15 protein-coding genes are annotated in these 17,147 nt (G+C 44.7%); 10 read left to right on the forward strand and 5 right to left on the reverse strand.

Annotated features, from left to right (window positions below; genetic code table 11):
- Positions 1 to 118: 118 nt before the first annotated feature.
- From ACT3TH_RS06525 to ACT3TH_RS06545, 5 genes are all read right to left on the reverse strand, one after another.
- A complete protein-coding gene (locus tag ACT3TH_RS06525; protein ID WP_444755034.1) occupies positions 119 to 817 on the reverse strand; it encodes a ZIP family metal transporter in 699 nt (232 codons plus the stop codon).
- Positions 818 to 1,013: 196 nt separating this feature from the next.
- Positions 1,014 to 2,288: a sodium/glutamate symporter gene (gene gltS / locus ACT3TH_RS06530; RefSeq protein ID WP_444755035.1), complete on the reverse strand. Its 1,275-nt coding sequence runs from the start codon at positions 2,286 to 2,288 to the stop codon at positions 1,014 to 1,016.
- Between the two features lie 160 nt (positions 2,289 to 2,448).
- A complete protein-coding gene (locus tag ACT3TH_RS06535; RefSeq protein ID WP_444755036.1) occupies positions 2,449 to 2,808 on the reverse strand; it encodes a barstar family protein in 360 nt (119 codons plus the stop codon).
- 1 nt (position 2,809) lies between these two features.
- Positions 2,810 to 3,562, reverse strand: coding sequence for a ribonuclease domain-containing protein (locus tag ACT3TH_RS06540; RefSeq protein WP_444755037.1), 753 nt, complete (start codon positions 3,560 to 3,562; stop codon positions 2,810 to 2,812).
- Between the two features lie 174 nt (positions 3,563 to 3,736).
- The gene (locus ACT3TH_RS06545) at positions 3,737 to 5,038 is read right to left on the reverse strand and encodes a glutamate-5-semialdehyde dehydrogenase (RefSeq protein ID WP_444755038.1); all 1,302 of its coding nucleotides are present in this window, start codon (positions 5,036 to 5,038) and stop codon (positions 3,737 to 3,739) included.
- A 452-nt stretch (positions 5,039 to 5,490) separates the two neighbouring features.
- Between ACT3TH_RS06545 and ACT3TH_RS06550 the strand changes: the two genes are divergently transcribed.
- From ACT3TH_RS06550 to ACT3TH_RS06595, 10 genes are all read left to right on the forward strand, one after another.
- The gene (locus tag ACT3TH_RS06550; RefSeq protein ID WP_444755039.1) at positions 5,491 to 5,847 is read left to right on the forward strand and encodes a hypothetical protein; all 357 of its coding nucleotides are present in this window, start codon (positions 5,491 to 5,493) and stop codon (positions 5,845 to 5,847) included.
- Between the two features lie 308 nt (positions 5,848 to 6,155).
- Positions 6,156 to 6,953, forward strand: coding sequence for an ABC transporter ATP-binding protein (locus ACT3TH_RS06555; protein WP_444755040.1), 798 nt, complete (start codon positions 6,156 to 6,158; stop codon positions 6,951 to 6,953).
- A gap of 289 nt (positions 6,954 to 7,242) precedes the next feature.
- On the forward strand, positions 7,243 to 8,040 hold the full coding sequence (locus ACT3TH_RS06560) for a transporter substrate-binding domain-containing protein (RefSeq protein ID WP_444755041.1): 798 nt from the start codon (positions 7,243 to 7,245) through the stop codon (positions 8,038 to 8,040).
- Between the two features lie 50 nt (positions 8,041 to 8,090).
- Positions 8,091 to 9,065 (forward strand): transporter substrate-binding domain-containing protein, encoded by a 975-nt coding sequence (locus ACT3TH_RS06565; protein WP_444755042.1) that lies wholly within the window; start codon positions 8,091 to 8,093, stop codon positions 9,063 to 9,065.
- A gap of 84 nt (positions 9,066 to 9,149) precedes the next feature.
- The gene (locus ACT3TH_RS06570) at positions 9,150 to 10,055 is read left to right on the forward strand and encodes an ABC transporter substrate-binding protein (protein ID WP_444755043.1); all 906 of its coding nucleotides are present in this window, start codon (positions 9,150 to 9,152) and stop codon (positions 10,053 to 10,055) included.
- Between the two features lie 423 nt (positions 10,056 to 10,478).
- Positions 10,479 to 11,213, forward strand: coding sequence for an ABC transporter permease (locus tag ACT3TH_RS06575; RefSeq protein ID WP_444755044.1), 735 nt, complete (start codon positions 10,479 to 10,481; stop codon positions 11,211 to 11,213).
- Positions 11,214 to 11,225: 12 nt separating this feature from the next.
- Positions 11,226 to 11,951, forward strand: a complete 726-nt coding sequence (locus ACT3TH_RS06580; RefSeq protein WP_444755045.1) for an ABC transporter permease — start codon at positions 11,226 to 11,228, stop codon at positions 11,949 to 11,951.
- Positions 11,952 to 12,129: 178 nt separating this feature from the next.
- Positions 12,130 to 12,759, forward strand: a complete 630-nt coding sequence (locus ACT3TH_RS06585; protein WP_444755123.1) for a fumarylacetoacetate hydrolase family protein — start codon at positions 12,130 to 12,132, stop codon at positions 12,757 to 12,759.
- Positions 12,760 to 13,013: 254 nt separating this feature from the next.
- Positions 13,014 to 15,239 carry a PhoX family protein gene (locus ACT3TH_RS06590; protein WP_444755046.1) on the forward strand — a complete coding sequence of 742 codons (2,226 nt, stop codon included), beginning with the start codon at positions 13,014 to 13,016 and terminating at the stop codon, positions 15,237 to 15,239.
- Between the two features lie 357 nt (positions 15,240 to 15,596).
- Positions 15,597 to 17,102: a PGAP1-like alpha/beta domain-containing protein gene (locus tag ACT3TH_RS06595; protein WP_444755047.1), complete on the forward strand. Its 1,506-nt coding sequence runs from the start codon at positions 15,597 to 15,599 to the stop codon at positions 17,100 to 17,102.
- The last annotated feature ends 45 nt before the right edge of the window (positions 17,103 to 17,147 follow it).

A 17,147-nucleotide genomic window follows, 5' to 3' on the forward strand; every position in this document is an offset into this window, starting at 1 on the left:
ATATAATAAAAAACCGCTCAGCAATTATACTGAGCGGTTTTCATTATTGTGGTTCTAAAAACTGTATTTTATAACCAAGGCGTATCGTTACCATTATTTGATTACAAAAGCTAAAACCCTAACCACCAAGCTGGGTTAAACCCAACGCCATAATCAAACCAACAGCAGTACTAATGCCTGCCCAGTGATTGTCATGTTTAAAAGCGGTAGGAAATACTTCGGTCGCAAGTGAGGCAATGACAGCGCCCGCTGCAAAGCAATTGATGGCACTTAGTATCCCTTTATCGACGTCTGCAAGCAGCATCTTACCTAAGATAGCAGCAAGGGACAACAAAGCGGCAGCCCCAATCCAAAGCATCAATATTTTTTTATGACTGTTGCCACTTTCGCGCATCTCTTTAGCGCCGCCTGCGGCCTCCGGCAGATTGGACAGCAAAATAGAGCCTGCCAGCGCAGCAACTTGCATTACGTTCCCGCTGATTAATGACACACCCAATGCTAAGTTTTCTGGCACACCATCAAGCGTAATGGCGGCCAACAGTCCGCCACCACCACCCGAATTCAGTTTTTCATCAATCAAGTAATCAACGCCTGCAAATACCAAAGCGCCCAGTAGAGTAAACACCGCTGTGAGCCAGATACCACTGTTAGTGAGCGATGGCTGTACCAGCTCAACCACGACCGATATCATGAGCGCCCCGCCAGCGAGGGCCAGTAAATTACCTTCTAACCAGCTAGGCAAACGACCATATAAGCCCCAAAGTGCGCCTACAATGAGCGCACCTGACACCACAACAATAATTGCAAACATTAGCATAATACGCCCCAATCTTTTTAGCTACGGTATTGATAACGGTTAATGGTTTTCAAATCATTATAAGTTGCGTAACTAGGACGCAATGACTCATGTCTGACTTATTTGAATAAAAACTGTGAAAAATAAAAACCCCAATTACCTAAAATATAATTGGGGTTTATGTCATTTAACTGACGCTGATATAGCGGGTCTAATCTTACATAAATGGCAGCTTAGTGAATATCTGCAATACCGTAGCATTGACGATATCGACAAAGAATGCACCAACCATTGGTACGATCAAAAACGCCTTAGGTGAAGGCAGATAACGATCCGTGACTGCCTGCATATTGGCAATCGCCGTTGGGGTTGCACCCATACCGAACCCACAATGACCTGCTGACAAGACAGCCGCATCATAATCTTTACCCATGACTTTGAACGTAATGAAGTAAACGTAAATAATCATAATGACTGTCTGTACGAGCAGGATAACGAGCACAGGACCTGCCAAATCAGTCAACTGCCATAACTTCAAAGACAACAGCGCCATTGCTAAAAACAGACTCAAAGAGGCGTTACCGAACACATCAATCGAGCGGTCAAACATATCAAAATTGAATACAGTGGTTAAGACGTTACGGATGATAACGCCACCTGCCAAAGCCCAAACGAAGGTGGGCAGCTCAAACCACGTGCCTTGAGCCACGAGTGTCATCACCTCGGCAAAAGCCAATGCCCCTGCAAACAATGCTAGCGTCTCGATGGTAGAGGAGGCAGTGATAAAGCGCATACTATCAGGTCTTTCGAAAATCTCTTTATTGCTGTGTGCTGAGTCTTCGTCATGCTTGGTGCTATAAAGTGACTGCGCGCCAGCCACTTTTTCGATATCACTAGGGTTTGGGTTGGCAAGGGTAGGTTTTAGACCAAGATTTTGAATCAAGCGCCTTGCCACTGGACCACCTATAATACCACCAGCGACCAAACCATAAGTGGCCACTGCGATACCAAGTGTCGTCGCGCCGACCACACCATATTCTTGCTCTAAGGTAATGCCCCATGCACCAGCCGTACCATGACCTCCAGTCAAAGCGATAGAACCTGTTACCAATCCAAGTAAGGGATCAAGGCCCAGCACGCTTGCCATAGCGACCCCAACGATGTCCTGCAAAACAATGAACACAGAGACCACGATGGTAAAGATCAATAACGGTGTCCCACCTGCTTTTAATCGACTAAAATCAGCGCTCAAACCGATGGATGCAAAGAACATCAGCATGGTCGCTGTCTGCAACCCTTGATGAAAATTGAAGCTGTATCCCCAAACAATATTGAGAGCATAAACCACAATCGCTGCAACCAGACCCCCAGCCACTGGCTCTGGAATATTAAAATCTTCTAAGAACTTGATTCTTTTTACCAAAACGCGCCCGAGCAGCAGCACGAGAGTGGCTAATATCAGCGTGTAATAGCCGTTTAAGGTAATTTCCATATGTTAATCCTTTCTATACAAATGAATTAACCCAAATTCGGGATAAATATGGTTTTATCTCGAATTCAGGTTTGTGTTGATTGGCGGTTAAGCAATGTCTGTCGGGTTAAACAGTAACCGCCCTTTTTAATAATGTTTTTAGGCTCAAACGTTTGTAAGCTTAAATAGTGTCCGCAGGCGGCATGATAATACACAATTGCGGCTTGCCAAAATCTCTGTAAGCATCTTCAATCATGCTTTTGAAGTTATCAAGATCTTGGGTGTTGATTATTTTTACGGACGTTAGGTCTAGCACTAGATGAGACACCGTACTGTCCGTTAGGCAGTCCCACGCACTATCCCAGTTATGTGAAAAATAGCTGGGAAAATCACAAGCCTGAGACAAGCTGGTCAGCAAGGTAGTTTTATCGAGTATCTCGCCTACAGGTATGTTAACAGCCTGTGACGGAATGCTCGCATTTAGTGCTGTACCTTTTTGGTTAATGTGGTGTTGATTAACATAGTAAATGGCTTGGCTCATATTAATTTACCTGTAGTTTGCTAAAACTATCGTAATGATCCACCGTCAGATAATAGATGGTTGGTGGATTACCACCAGTAACGATACGGCGCGCACCGCGATGTGAAACGCCAGGTGTGGGCACTGTGTACTCTCGGTAATACCCTTGCGACTGCGTGGGCAGTTTGCCTTCGCGATTATAAAACGTCGTGCCGTCTTTATTTGGATAAGGAAAAGGACCGCCTTGCCGAATGAGGGCGATGGTATTGTCTATTTGCGCATCACCCGTGATATCAACAGGAGATGTTTGGGCTGCATTTTCAGAAGACGATTGCGATATCGTTACCTGTTCAGTGTTACCACCAAAAAAGGTAGTGCCCAAGTCTCCAAAAAAATACACCGCAACAGCGATAATGGTTATGAGGGCAAATAGGGTCGATAAAGGATTCTTTTTGGATTGCGTACTACGTTGAGCCTTTTGAGGTCTTTGAGCGTTCCGCGAAGGATGATTGCGGCCAGTATGAGTGGACGAGCGTTTGGATGCTTTTGTATCCGTACTTTCTTGTATGCTCAGTATAGTGGATGTGACTTCAGTGGCTCTCAACTGGTTTTTTGCATTGCGTTCACTATTAAAATAAACGTTTTGACCCACGCTAATAGGCTGTGACAATCGCACATTACTCACATGAAAAAACACGTCTTCGCTTTGATTGTCTACATCAATAAAGCCGTAGCCTTTTTCTTGATTCCAGCGTTTGATTTTGCCACTTTGCATGAGCCTAGGTTCCTATACAATTTTCTGTTATGAGGCAAATAAGGTGATGCCATATCACAATATATTGGCTGCTAATAAAAAAACGCCAGCTATTGGGCTGACGTTTTTTGATAAATTATACGGCAAGTTAGACGCTAGGTGATAGATTGCAAAACAAAATGAAAAAATAGCACATTAAGCGCGTGTCTCGCCATGACCATAAACGATCCATTTTTGTGAGGTCAAGCCTTCTAGTCCAACAGGACCACGGGCATGGATTTTGTCGGTCGAGATGCCAATTTCGGCACCCAGTCCATATTCAAACCCATCGGCAAAACGGCTGGACGCGTTAATCATCACGCTGGCAGAGTCCACTTCACGAATGAAGCGCTGAGACTTAGTATAGTTATCGGTGATGATGACATCGGTATGATGGCTACCATGGGTATTGATATGCTCGATCGCTTCGTCAATACCTGAGACGACTTTTACGGCCAAGATAGGTGCCAAATATTCTGTGTCCCAATCCTCTGCCGTCGCAGCAGACAGATGCCCCTCGAGTGTCGCGTTACCATTTAAAATAGCTTGTGATGAATTATCAAGGCGCAATTGCATCGCATCGTCAGCGGCTATGATCGCCTCAGCAATTTTTGGTAATAGCTCGCTGGCAACTGATTCATCGACCAATAAGGTCTCCATGGTATTACAAGTACCATAACGGTGGGTCTTTGCATTGACGCTGACATCAATGGCAATTTGAGTATCGGCGTCACTATCAATAAAAGTATGGCAGTTGCCATCTAAGTGCTTGATCACAGGGACGCGCGCGTCACGGCTAATACGCTCAATCAGACCTTTACCGCCGCGTGGCACGATGACATCGACATAATCAGTCATAGTAATAAGTTCGCCGACAGCCGCGCGATCGGTCATTTGTAGTACTTGCACACTGTGCTCAGACAGACCAACTTTTTGTAAGCCTTCTAAAATGCATTTAGCAATCGCTTGGTTGGATTCGAAAGCTTCAGAACCCCCACGTAAAATAATAGCATTGCCCGATTTTAATGCCAATGAAGCGGCTTCTAATGTCACGTTAGGACGCGATTCATAAATCATGCCGACCACACCGAGTGGCACACGCATTTTGCCCAAATGAATGCCTGAGGGACGATAGGTCATATCAGTGACTTCACCAATAGGATCTGGCAGCGCAGCCACGTCCTTTAACCCTTGCAACATACTATCGAAGCGCGCGTCATTTAGTTCAAGACGGTCAAGTAAAGCCGCATCTAAGTCGTTTTTTTGACCATTGTCCATGTCGATCTTATTGGCGGACAAGATGTCTGGTTTGGCGTTTTTTAACACATCGTGAATCGCCATTAGGGCTGAGTTTTTATCGCCCGTATTTGCGGCAGCGAGGGCGCGCGATGCGGCTCGTGCTTGCTTGCCGACAGCTTGCATATAGGTGGTGACGTCTGCGGTATTCGATTGACTCATAGATTATTTTCCTTAATGTTATAACAGTCTTAATAATAAAAGCGCCCAAAAAGGCGAAAGTTTGACAAAAAATGATGTTAATACCTGTGAGGTAGTATGCTATTTAACATAGAGGAGATTGTGGCGATAGTAAAGCCGAATTTGTGAACAGCGCTCGCGCTACGACGCTCTTATCATCAATTTTTTACTATTATTTTCTTCGTTCTGTTTTGGATTTTTTATTAAGCCAAAACCGCTCAGAAAAACAGGTAAGACGCAGATTTACTGTTACGTGCCTTAACAGAACTGTGCTGTAACTACTAAGGTAGCCGTAATCAATCATGACTATAGTGAGTACTGCTATTATAAGTACAAACGTTATGAGTATAGGTCCTCATTACATGGCTGACGCCTCATAAAAGGTACCAATAAGTTATCCATTGAGTACCAATTATTATTTACGGAGAAGAAGAATGATTATTAAAGGTAACAATACTAAGAAAAACTGGCTAACGGTTGGATTGGTTGCAGCAGCACTGACGCTAGGGGCTTGTGGTAAAAAAGACGAAACCCCAATGGAGACAGAATCGCCCGTTGATGCACAGACAGCGGTAGAGAATGAGGCCACTGGTATTGCAACAGCGGGCGACGACGTGGCTGTAGCCAGTGCCAATGATGGCCAAGCTGTAGGTAACACGGATGATGTGGCTGTCGCTAGTACTAATGACGGTACGGTAGTAAGTACGACTGATGAAGTCACAGTTGGCCCTGAAGATGATGCAGAAATACTAGATGGCACTGAAGACCAAGAACATGTCTCAACCTACTAAGTCATTGCTCAGATAAAACCACGTCCTATACATTTAAGTGATAAAATAAAACCCAGCGCTGCCAATGCAGTCTGGGTTTTTTATGTCAATTGTTTTGCAATGGCATAAGCTGTTTGGCAACTCATGAGCTTACACAAGATTTGCCTTTTGAGTGCCGAATAAGAGACAATAGAGACTTTTTATTTTTGTCTTATAGATCATAGCAGTATCGCTACAACGCTATGGTTGACGGTTGTACTATATATACAGCGTATACAGCTATCTTTTACTCACGTTTTCACTCATATTTATTGGAAGTCTGCTAAACCATGCTTGATACTGCAAAAAATCCGACTCGGCCTATCGCCTTAGATTTACAAGACATCCATAAAAGCTATGGCTCATTGGCAGTGCTAAAAGGTGTGTCACTCACCGCATACGATGGCGATGTGATTTCTATTTTGGGCTCATCAGGCTCTGGCAAGTCCACCTTGTTGCGTTGCATCAATTTGCTTGAACAGCCAAATCAAGGACGTATCATTATTGGTAATGATGAACTTATCCTAAAGCCTGCTAAGTCAGGTGAACTGCAAGCGGCAGACACCAAGCAGTTAGAAAGTCTACGTGCGCGCGTGGGGTTTGTTTTTCAAAACTTTAACCTATGGCCGCATAAAACAATTCTGCAAAACATTATTGAAGGACCAACGCAAGTCTTAAAAATCAAAAAAGCCCAAGCTATTAGCGATGCTGAAAAATTGCTCGATAAAGTTGGACTACTTGATAAGAAGGACGCGTATCCTGCGAATTTGTCTGGTGGTCAGCGTCAGCGTGTGGCGATTGCTCGTGCGCTTGCCATGCAGCCGCAAGTGCTCTTGTTCGATGAACCAACCTCCGCTCTAGATCCGGAGCTGGTCAATGAAGTGCTCGCAGTGATGCGAGAGCTGGCAGAAGAAGGGCGTACCATGCTGATTGTCACCCATGAAATGCGCTTTGCCCGAGAAGTATCGAGCAAAGTTGTCTTTTTACATCAGGGTGTTATCGAAGAGATTGGTACACCTGAGCAAGTGTTTGATAATCCTACCTCTGAGCGCGTCAAAGACTTTATGGCATCGCATCGTCAACACTAGTTCTATATTCAAATGCATAGGATGATCAATCTCTGATCATCCTATTGTCGTCTCATATATAAAATCACTGCTTAATAAGTAACACTGACTGTTTATTACACTTTAATGACAGACGGTATGCAAAATGTTTGTTTTTGATATTTTACTCAGGTATTATCAGAAAGCTTATAGGCAGCCAATTGTGATAGCTGCTAGTAAATTCTACTCTCTATATTGCTTGTCTGACCGGGACGTCAGAAAACAAAATATCAGAACCCCATACGAAAACCCATCAGAATTTAAGGAATGTATGATGTCGAATTCTCGCCTATTGTGGTCGTCGATGACCATTACCGCTGCGTTGATGCTTAGTGCTTGTAGTCAACCTGCTAATGACGCTGCTGATACCAACGCTGATGCAGCGGCAGAAACGTCTGGCAAGACCATTCGTATCGCTACCGAGGGCGCTTATCCTCCTTTTAACTATACCAATGCTGATGGCAGCTTGGCAGGCTACGATATAGACGTTGCCAATGCCTTGTGTAAACAGATGCAAGCCAAATGTGAGATCGTTGCCCAAGATTGGGACGGTATTATTCCTGGGCTACTGGCACAAAAATACGATGCGGTCGTGGCGGGTATGTCCATCACACCTGAGCGACAAGAAAAAGTCGATTTCACTGAACCTTACTTCGCCAACACCATGGTTTGGCTGACCAGTACCGACAGCAAATTTGATCCTATGGCGATCAGTAATTTGACACTTGGTGGTCAACGCTCAACCACGCCTGGCGCATATCTACAAGACAACTATGAAGGCAAAAACGGTAATACCGTGCAGTTGTATGACAATTATGACAATGCCTATTTGGATCTAAAATCTGGTCGCAGTGATGCCGTATTGGCGGAAAAAGTATCTGCCAAGTCATGGTTAGCAGACAACCCTGAAGGTTTTGGTATCGTTGGTGATGAAATTGATAACGACGATAATGTTGCCATTGCTGTTCGTAAAGGTGACGCACTCAGAGACGACTTTAATAAAGCTCTCAGCGAAATCCGTAGCAGCGGTGAGCTGGCACGTCTTGAACAAGCGAACTTTGGCCAATAGTCTTCTGTTGATCAATAATATTCTGATTAAAAAATGAAGGAATAGCAAACATGACAATATCAATAGCATCATCATTAAAAAACAACGCCTTAAACAAGAAGTCACTGACCAAAAAAGCACTTTGGCTAGCACCATTAAGTGCGGCTATGCTTATGCTGGCTGGTTGTAACAATAGCTCAACGCCAGAAGAGGGCGCTACAGCTGATACCGCAACCGACGCGCCAATGAGTATAAAAATCGCCACCGAATCAAGCTATAAACCATTTAGCTATACCGATGCGGATGGCAAATTGATTGGCTATGAAATTGAGCTGGTTGATGCTCTATGTGCGCAAATGCAGGCAAAATGTGACATCATCTCACAAGATTGGGACGGTCTGATTCCAGGACTAAACGCACAAAAATTTGATGCAATTATCGCTGGTATGTCGATCACGCCTGAGCGTAAAGAAGTGGTTGAATTTACTGACCCGTACTTCCACACTGGTATTATTTTAATTGGTAAAAAAGGCGACGACATCAGTGTTGCAGAGCTAAAAGGCCAGCCAATTGCATCACAGCGCTCAACCGTTGCTTCGCAGTACTTGCAGGATGAGCATGGCGATGCTGATATCAAACTTTATGATACCCAAGACAATGCGTATCTGGATCTGACCTCAGGTCGTGTGCGTGCGATGATGTCTGATAAAGTGACTGGGATAGATTGGTTAAAAACGGATGCTGGTAAAGACTATGAAGTGAAGGGACAAGAAATCAGCACTGACGAAGATGCCATGGGTATTGCGTTCCGTAAAGGGGATCCATTGGTCGCCAAGTTCAACAAAGCATTGGCTGAGATAAAAGACAATGGTACTTATGACCAAATCACGGGCAGCTATTTTGGCACCAGCTCAACGGCTGCAGCGCAAAAAGCCGTGGCAACGCCAGACGTAAATAAAGCTGTGGTAGTTGAAGGTGACAATGCCAATGCTGATACCAATGCGGTCGTTGCCACAGAAGCGCCAGCAGAAACGACTACCAACTAAGATTGAGACGTCTATCGGTATCTCTTCGTCGCAAAGTTAGACAACAAGGATGAGCGTTTTTACCCGCAAGTATCAAGGATGATCATGAGCCACTGTTTTAGCCAATATCAAGCACGTCCAAAGACAACTGGCGTTAATGACACAAAGGCACGACGTTTTTCAGTGCCGCTCTCAGTGCCTTTAGCCACAATAGCGGTCTTCTTGACTTTGGCGGGTTGTAGTAATAATCAAAATGATGCAACTACTGAAGGTTCAGCTGCGGCGGGCAAGGTACTGCGTATTGCTACAGAAGGGGCATACGCGCCCTTCAACTATACCAATGCTGATGGCACGCTTGGCGGTTTCGATGTCGATATTGCCAACGCTATCTGCGTTGATATGAAAATGACTTGTGACATTAGCGCACAAGATTGGGACGGTATCATTCCGGGTCTAAAAGCGGGTAAGTACGATGCGATTGTCGCTGCTATGTCAGTCACGCCTGAACGCGAGCAACAAGTGAGCTTTACGGAACCATACTTTAGCAATACGTTGGTTTTTTTAGCCAAAAATGACAGCACCTTTGATCCGAGCAACAGTGATGATATCAATTCGAACTCTATCGCCGCCCAGCGTTCAACCATCTCTTCACAGTGGCTTGAGACGACTTATCCAAAGGCTGAAATGAAGCTTTATGATACGCTGAGCAATGCATTTTTGGATTTAGGTTCAGATCGTGTTGATGCAATGGTATCGGATAAGCTGCCAGCATTAGAATGGCTTGGTACCACGTCGGGTAGTAAGTACACGCTCAAAGGTGATGAGATTGATATCAACGATCACTTTGCCATCGCGGTACGTCCAGGCGATGAATTACAAGCGAAGATTAATCAGTCGTTGGCCAATATCAAGGCCGATGGCACTTATGACAAAATCAATCAGAAGTATTTTGCGGCGCCCAAGGTAGTATCGGCAGTCGGGACGCAAACGACGCAAAAACCGACTGAGTGATCATTGAACGCCTTAGCTAATCGTATAGTGATGATTACGTCCGTTTAAGGAAAAGGGTATTGTCTTAATGGCAATATCCTTTTTTATTTTTATCAAAATGATCTGATTTGCCAATACTAACTATGCGGTTTGTGCCAATATAGCTGATTTAATTCACTTTTAAAAAAATAAGTGTCTATTTAAACGAAGCTTTTACGCGTGAGTATTAACATAGCGTGCAGCGATTATGATAAAATCAGCGCTCATTTCTACCGTGTCAATTTTCGCAGCAATAATCGTATGGATTTGACGTCAATTTATGACGCAAACGACCACTATTTGGTTGGGATCAATTACGATTATGAGCAGCGCTCAGCCATTGATGCTGATTCTTTTAACTCATATTTTGCAAATTGCTAATATAAAGAGACTGAGTGGATAATTGTGTTTGATTTACAAGGATTTGGCGCGCTATTACTGAGCGGCGCTACCGTCACTATCAAGCTTGCTATGACCAGTTTAGTCATCGGTATGGCTTTAGGGCTACTCGGCGCCACAGCTAAGCTGTCTAATATTTGGCTGCTGCGTAAGATTGCGACTGTGTATACAGCGACCATGCGTGGTATTCCAGAGCTGCTCTTGGTACTGTTTATCTATTATGGCGGCTCCATACTGCTGATGACGATTCTCAAAAAATTCGGTTATAACGAATATATTGAGATTAGTGCCTTCTGGGGTGGCGTCATGGCGCTGTCTATTGCTTTTGGTGCGTATGCGACTGAGATTTTTCGCATGTCGATCCAAGAGATCCCGATAGGACAGCGTGAGGCATCACAAGCCATTGGTATGCGCCCTTTTCAGACGTTTTACCGCATCACCTTACCGCAAGTTTGGCAAATTGCGTTGCCAGGACTTGGCAATTTGTTTTTGGTTTTGCTTAAAGATACAGCCTTAGTCTCGGTTGTGGGTCTAAAAGACATCATGTATCAGTCATCGCGTGCCGCCCAATCAACGCAGCAGCCATTTACTTTTTATATGGCAGCGGCGATTATTTATTTGGGTCTGACCATGTTGATTACAGGCTTTATGATGTGGCTTGAATGGCGCGCCAATCCAGCGGCACGTTATGCCAAAAAGCTGAGCCGTCAATCAACTCACCGTCAATCGACCATAGGATAGGGGAGAGATACTATGGATTGGAATTGGCAGGTCATTTTTGATAATATTCCTGAATTATTAAACGGTGCTGTTTTGACCGTACAGCTGGTCGTTGTCTCAGGCGTTATTGGGCTGTTTTTTGGTTTGATTTTAGCGCAATTGCGTTTGTCAAAAAACTGGTTGGTACAGATACTACCGTTTTCTTATATCTTCTTTTTCCGTGGCACACCGCTACTGGTGCAGATATTTTTGATTTATTATGGTCTCGGTCAGTTTGAGGCTGTGCGTAATTCGTTCTTATGGGAACCTGTACTTAGCCAAGCATATTGGTGTGCTATTATCGCATTTACCATGAATACCAGCGCGTACTTAGCCGAAATCATTCGCGGCGCGATTCAAACGATTCCTGTGGGTGAGTTGGAAGCAGCCGATGCCATTGGCATGTCGAAATGGCAAAAGCTTACGCGCATTACTTTGCCTCGCGCTTTCGGCATTGTGATTCCAGCTTATAGTAACGAAGTCATTTTTATGCTAAAAGGCAGTGCGCTAGCATCAACCATCGCATTGATGGATATCACAGGCGTCGCGCGTACGATCAGCGCGCGTACTTATACCTTGATGGAGCTGTTTTTCGCCGCCGGTATTATTTACCTTCTATTGTCGTGGGTGATTTTATTTAGCTTTAGACTGTTTGAAAAAAGAATGAATCGTCATGCAAGCTATGTACCGCCAGATGTCATTACCAACACCATACCTTAGTAGTTTGTTTGGGAAATAGTGTTAGAAAAATAATCACAGATAGGGCAGTATGTATCCCTAAACTATTAATAATTTGCTGGGAGTGCATAATATGAGTCAATCACCACATATGTCTTTAGTTGATGCGATTGCTGGAAGTGTCAATGATGATATGAGCATCGACAACGCCAATAAAGGCATACGTGCATCTATCGGTAAAGTCGTCTGCGTTGGCCGCAATTATGCCGAGCATGCTCGCGAGCTTGGGAATGAAGTCCCTAAGACGCCTATCTTGTTTATGAAACCTGCCTCATCAGTGGTCAGTGTGCGTAATGATATTGTCCGTCCCAACCCATCGGTATATGGCGATACGCATTATGAAGCCGAGCTTTGTATTCAGCTTTCAGCGGATCTATCTGCGGCAACGGTTGAACAGGCAAAACAAGCCGTTGGCGGTGTGACGGTGGGACTTGATTTGACCCTACGTGATCTTCAAAGTGAGCTAAAAGAAAAAGGTTATCCTTGGGAGCGCGCTAAATGCTTCGATGGCGCGTGTGTGCTGGCTGATTGGCTTGAGCCGCAAGCATTTGGTGATTTTAGTCAAGTGCGTTATCAACTCACCATCAATGATGCGCTAAGACAAGATGGCGATAGTGCCTTGATGTTGTTTCCGGTTTATGAGTTACTGGCAGAGATTAGCCATGCTTTTAGTCTGCAAGCAGGTGATGTGATTATGACGGGTACACCAAGCGGTGTTGGCGTCTTGCAAGCAAATGACCAGCTAAAATTAACGCTTGGTGCTCATGAATGGCAGGTTCAAGTCCGATAAGCGTTTACTCTAGCGGTGTCATACTTTTTTAAATAAATGCTCTAACACAAAAAATCTCAAGTGATTGCTTGGGATTTTTTTTATGTCCGTGTATTTCTCATTATGATAATTTTCGTTAGCATAACTTCAGAATGTCAACGTACTGTCACAAACTAGCATTAGACTAAGTCGTAATTCGTATTTTGGCGGTTAGTGTTATCAAGCCGAAATCCTATCTTTTATGCCAATCCAGCCCAACAGCAAGGTGACTGATAATGACATCATTAAATGACAAGCTAGAGCACGCCCACGAAATCGTTGAAGATTCGAACCCTACCAATAATACCGACTTTCAGACCATTATTAGTCGTCGTCTAAACCGCCGTAGTATTTTAAAAGGTGGCACAGGATTGACAGCTGCTGCGTTCTTTGGTGCGATACCTTTGGTTGGTTGTAGCGACGACGATGATGATATCAGCAGCCCTATTGGAGATAACGGTAACGATGCCGCTATCCCTGCACAAGGCGATTTAAAACGTCCTGAAACCTTAAAGTTTAACGCAGTAGCGCATTCAACCGCTGAGACAATGACTGTAGCAGATGGCTATAAAGCGGAGATAATATTACCGCTTGGCACACCACTCATGTCTGGGATTGAGGATTGGAAAGACAATCGCGAGCAGTCAGCAGAGTCATTTGAATGGCGCATGGGTGACAATCATGATGGTATGTGGTTCTTTGGCAAAAAAGGCAATGCCTATGACGCCAAAGCTTCAGAAAACGGCCTGCTGGTCATGAATCACGAATACGTGAACAGTGAAGAGTTAAGCCCATTTGGCTATTATGTCGTTGAAGATAAGGATGCGGCTCCTCTATTCCGAAACCGTCGTCTTGCAAGTGACGTGCGCCGTGAAGTCAACTGTCACGGTGTGGCCGTGGTTGAGATGAAGCGCCGCGCTGATGGCAAAGGCTATGAGATGGTACCAAACTCAAAATACAATCGCCGCGTCACGAGCAGCACGACCGCGCAGTTGGCTGGTCCTGTGGCAGGCTCAGATTTGGTGAAGACCAAGTTTGATCCAACAGGCTATCAGACTCGCGGTATTAACAACAACTGCGGCGCAGGATTGTCACCTTGGGGCACATACTTGACCACAGAAGAAAACTTCTTAGGCGTGTTTGCGCGTGGGCAAGATGCCAGTCAATTGAGTGCTGGGCATGACTACGGCCGTGTGCGTTACGGTGCGAAAGAAAACACGCCAGGCTCAAGATATCTATGGCATACGCCTGATGCTAAAGATGCCACAATAGTAGACGAGTTTTCACGCTGGGACATGACAGCCGCTGGTGCAAATGCTGTTGAAGATTACCGCAATAACTTTAATACCTTTGGTTATATCACAGAAATCGACCCGTTTGATCAGAACTCTATCTCACAAAAACGTACAGCCATGGGACGTTTTGCTCATGAAAACTGTGCTTATGCGCCAGTTGAGCAAGGCAAACCTGTCGTCTTCTATATGGGTGATGATGCTCGCGGCGAATATATCTACAAGTTTGTATCTAAAGCCACGTGGTCGAATAGTGATATCGGTGGCGGCTTAAAAGCAGGTGACAAATACCTGAATGACGGTACGCTGTACGTTGCCATTTTCAACGAAGACGGTAGCGGTGAGTGGAAAGCGTTGGTCCATGGTCAAAACGGCTTGGATGCTTCTAATAGCGATTTGCCTTTCAATGGACAAGATGAAGTATTGATCTTTGCCCGTGCAGCTGCTGACGTACTTGGTGCGACCAAGATGGATCGTCCTGAATGGGTATCGGTCAGTCCTATTACAGGCGAGGTATATATAACCTTAACCAACAATACCAATCGCGGTGTCAAAGATGACCAGCCACTTTCAGCTTCTAACCCTCGTAGTTACACGGTAGATGGCAAACGAAGCGGTAATGAAAATGGTCATATCATTCGCTGGGCAGAAGCAGGCGGCGATCATGCAGCGTTGAGCTTTGAGTGGGACATTTATCTATTTGCCACGCCTTATGACTTGAGCGCCGAAAACTTATCAAGACTTAGCGAGAGCAACGACTTATCTTCACCAGATGGATTGTACTTCGATCCACGTGGCGTGTTGTGGATTCAGACGGATGACGGCGCTTATACCGATACTACCAATTGTATGTTACTGGCCGCACTACCCGGTAAAGTGAGTGATGGTACAACTGCGACTACTTCAGCAGGACAACAAACGCGCGTCGGTATGGCTGCGAGTAACGACAATATCAAACGCTTTTTTGTCGGCCCAGAAGGCTGTGAAGTAACAGGCATTACCCTAACGCCGGACTTCAAAACCCTCTTTATTAATATCCAGCATCCTGGCAATTCTTGGGGCGCGGTCGCAGGAGGCAGCATACCGCGCTCAGCGACGGTGATGATCACTAAAGAAGATGGCGGCGTCATATTGGCAGAGTCGTTTGATTCAGCAACTAGTACGACATAGAAAACGTATCAATATTTAATCAGATAGCATTAAAAAAAGAATCCCAAGTTACGGCTTGGGATTTTTGTTTTTAACGACTTTTATGACAGTAGAAAATAATACCTATAACAATAAGAGCGGTAAATAAGACGAGTGCCAATAGTGTCTCTTTTTTTAAGCGAAATAATTTTAATTATCAATCGTATCTTTTAAGTCAAACCCATGAGTGGTTTATTAAATTCCTTTGATAATAAACTACTTACAGGTCAAATCATTGTCTTCTATTTTTTGTATTTAAAGGATAGTATAGGCAACTATTCTTTTCGCTGAATGTGCGATTGTGATGTATCAGCGTAATATGCCAATGTGATAAATACTATGAGCAGTCCAAACTTGTTTTATAACGACAGTATCAACTATGGCAGCAATAATAGTGATGCTCATACCAATAATGGTAATAATGACGCCAATGACAGGCATAAGCTTGAGACGCAGTTGGACTCGGATACCAGTATGCCTGTGCACGGTGATCTGTATGAGCAAATAGACCAGCTCGAAGCCATCGATGTGGATGAGCTGGTTAAGTTGCTCGCAGATGGAGGGGATGAGACAACCACGAAGTCTGTCACGCTCGCTGACTTTTTTGAAGGATTGGCGCAGCTTGCGACAATGGGCGTGGTTGAGATTACTGATATTGTGGAGGCTATCCACCGCGAAGTTATCTTGCGTCCTTTGGGTCATTTTAACGAAAAATATCTCAATAAGTGGCAGCGCGGTATCACTGGACGCATCTACGGTACGGTACGTCGCATCGTGCTGCTCGTGGGTAATAATCTGGCATCAGTGTTACGTTTTTATAAAAACACTATCAGCAAAAAGACGCCTCAACCTCTGCCTGACTCCTTAAAAAAACTGGTGCATGTGCTCAATGGTGTCATGGGTGATCACCTTGTCAATCATAAAAATGTCCTCGCTATTCCGATGATGCTTTATGACAAAGCGGGTAATCCACAAGGCGATACACTGTCAGGGCGTATTGTCATCCTGTGTCATGGTCTGTGTATGAGCCACTTAAGCTGGCAATCAGCGGATGATCATGGGATAGGTGAAGCCATTGGTGAGAGTCAGCCAGATACGACGGTTTTATATCTGGATTATAATACCGGTCGGCGTATTTCGCGTAGCGGCCGTCAGTTCTCTCAGTTACTACAAAATTTGGTCGATAATAACCCCAATATTAGTCAGATCGATTTGGTTGGTCATAGTATGGGCGGATTGGTGTCTCGTAGTGCGCTGTTTTATGCAGAGCAAGAGCACCTAGATTGGATCATGCGCGTCGGCAATCTGATTACGCTCGGCTCACCGCATCATGGTGCTGTCCTTGAACGTATTGGCAATCATGTGCAAGATATTATTGCTAAGCTACCCTTTGCCGGTTCGCTTGCTAAGCTGGGTGACATGCGTAGTGCAGGCATCATTGATCTGCGTCATGGCAGTATTCGCGATGCCGACTGGAATGCGTTAGAAGGACGTAGCGTGTTGCCGCAAGATTTTCGCCATCCTGCGCGTCTACCAAGTGGTATCAAAACCTATTTTGCCGCCAGCGCGCTACTTGAAACTCATTATGATTCCAAAATGACCAGCCTATTGGGCGATGGTCTCGTATCGGTCGCATCGGCGCTTGGGGAAGATGACGTTGAGCATGCGTTGTTTGTGCCAGATGGTCACAAAGCGGTGTTTTATGGTGTGAGTCACATGAACTTAATCAATAGTAGAAGGGTGCGTGAGCAAGTAGTGGAGTGGTTACTAGACAATGGTCAAAGCGACTATGTGGACAGACCTCGGATATACTCTTACCCGAAAAGCTTGGCGTTAGCTTTATAAAAAACGAATATTCTCATCTTCGTTATATAAAACCGTATGACAATT

Origin of the sequence: Psychrobacter sp. AOP22-C1-C5 (assembly GCF_052378885.1) — a bacterium.
Lineage (GTDB): Bacteria > Pseudomonadota > Gammaproteobacteria > Pseudomonadales > Moraxellaceae > Psychrobacter.

What these genes read in the sequence shown, in the direction of transcription:
- ACT3TH_RS06525 (WP_444755034.1), bottom strand. Translation starts at nt 817, where the DNA reads ATGCTAATGTTTGCAATTATTGTTGTGGTGTCAGGTGCGCTCATTGTA.
- gltS (WP_444755035.1), bottom strand. Translation starts at nt 2,288, where the DNA reads ATGGAAATTACCTTAAACGGCTATTACACGCTGATATTAGCCACTCTC.
- ACT3TH_RS06535 (WP_444755036.1), bottom strand. Translation starts at nt 2,808, where the DNA reads ATGAGCCAAGCCATTTACTATGTTAATCAACACCACATTAACCAAAAA.
- ACT3TH_RS06540 (WP_444755037.1), bottom strand. Translation starts at nt 3,562, where the DNA reads ATGCAAAGTGGCAAAATCAAACGCTGGAATCAAGAAAAAGGCTACGGC.
- ACT3TH_RS06545 (WP_444755038.1), bottom strand. Translation starts at nt 5,038, where the DNA reads ATGAGTCAATCGAATACCGCAGACGTCACCACCTATATGCAAGCTGTC.
- ACT3TH_RS06550 (WP_444755039.1), top strand. Translation starts at nt 5,491, where the DNA reads ATGATTATTAAAGGTAACAATACTAAGAAAAACTGGCTAACGGTTGGA.
- ACT3TH_RS06555 (WP_444755040.1), top strand. Translation starts at nt 6,156, where the DNA reads ATGCTTGATACTGCAAAAAATCCGACTCGGCCTATCGCCTTAGATTTA.
- ACT3TH_RS06560 (WP_444755041.1), top strand. Translation starts at nt 7,243, where the DNA reads ATGATGTCGAATTCTCGCCTATTGTGGTCGTCGATGACCATTACCGCT.
- ACT3TH_RS06565 (WP_444755042.1), top strand. Translation starts at nt 8,091, where the DNA reads ATGACAATATCAATAGCATCATCATTAAAAAACAACGCCTTAAACAAG.
- ACT3TH_RS06570 (WP_444755043.1), top strand. Translation starts at nt 9,150, where the DNA reads ATGAGCCACTGTTTTAGCCAATATCAAGCACGTCCAAAGACAACTGGC.
- ACT3TH_RS06580 (WP_444755045.1), top strand. Translation starts at nt 11,226, where the DNA reads ATGGATTGGAATTGGCAGGTCATTTTTGATAATATTCCTGAATTATTA.
- ACT3TH_RS06590 (WP_444755046.1), top strand. Translation starts at nt 13,014, where the DNA reads ATGACATCATTAAATGACAAGCTAGAGCACGCCCACGAAATCGTTGAA.
- ACT3TH_RS06595 (WP_444755047.1), top strand. Translation starts at nt 15,597, where the DNA reads ATGAGCAGTCCAAACTTGTTTTATAACGACAGTATCAACTATGGCAGC.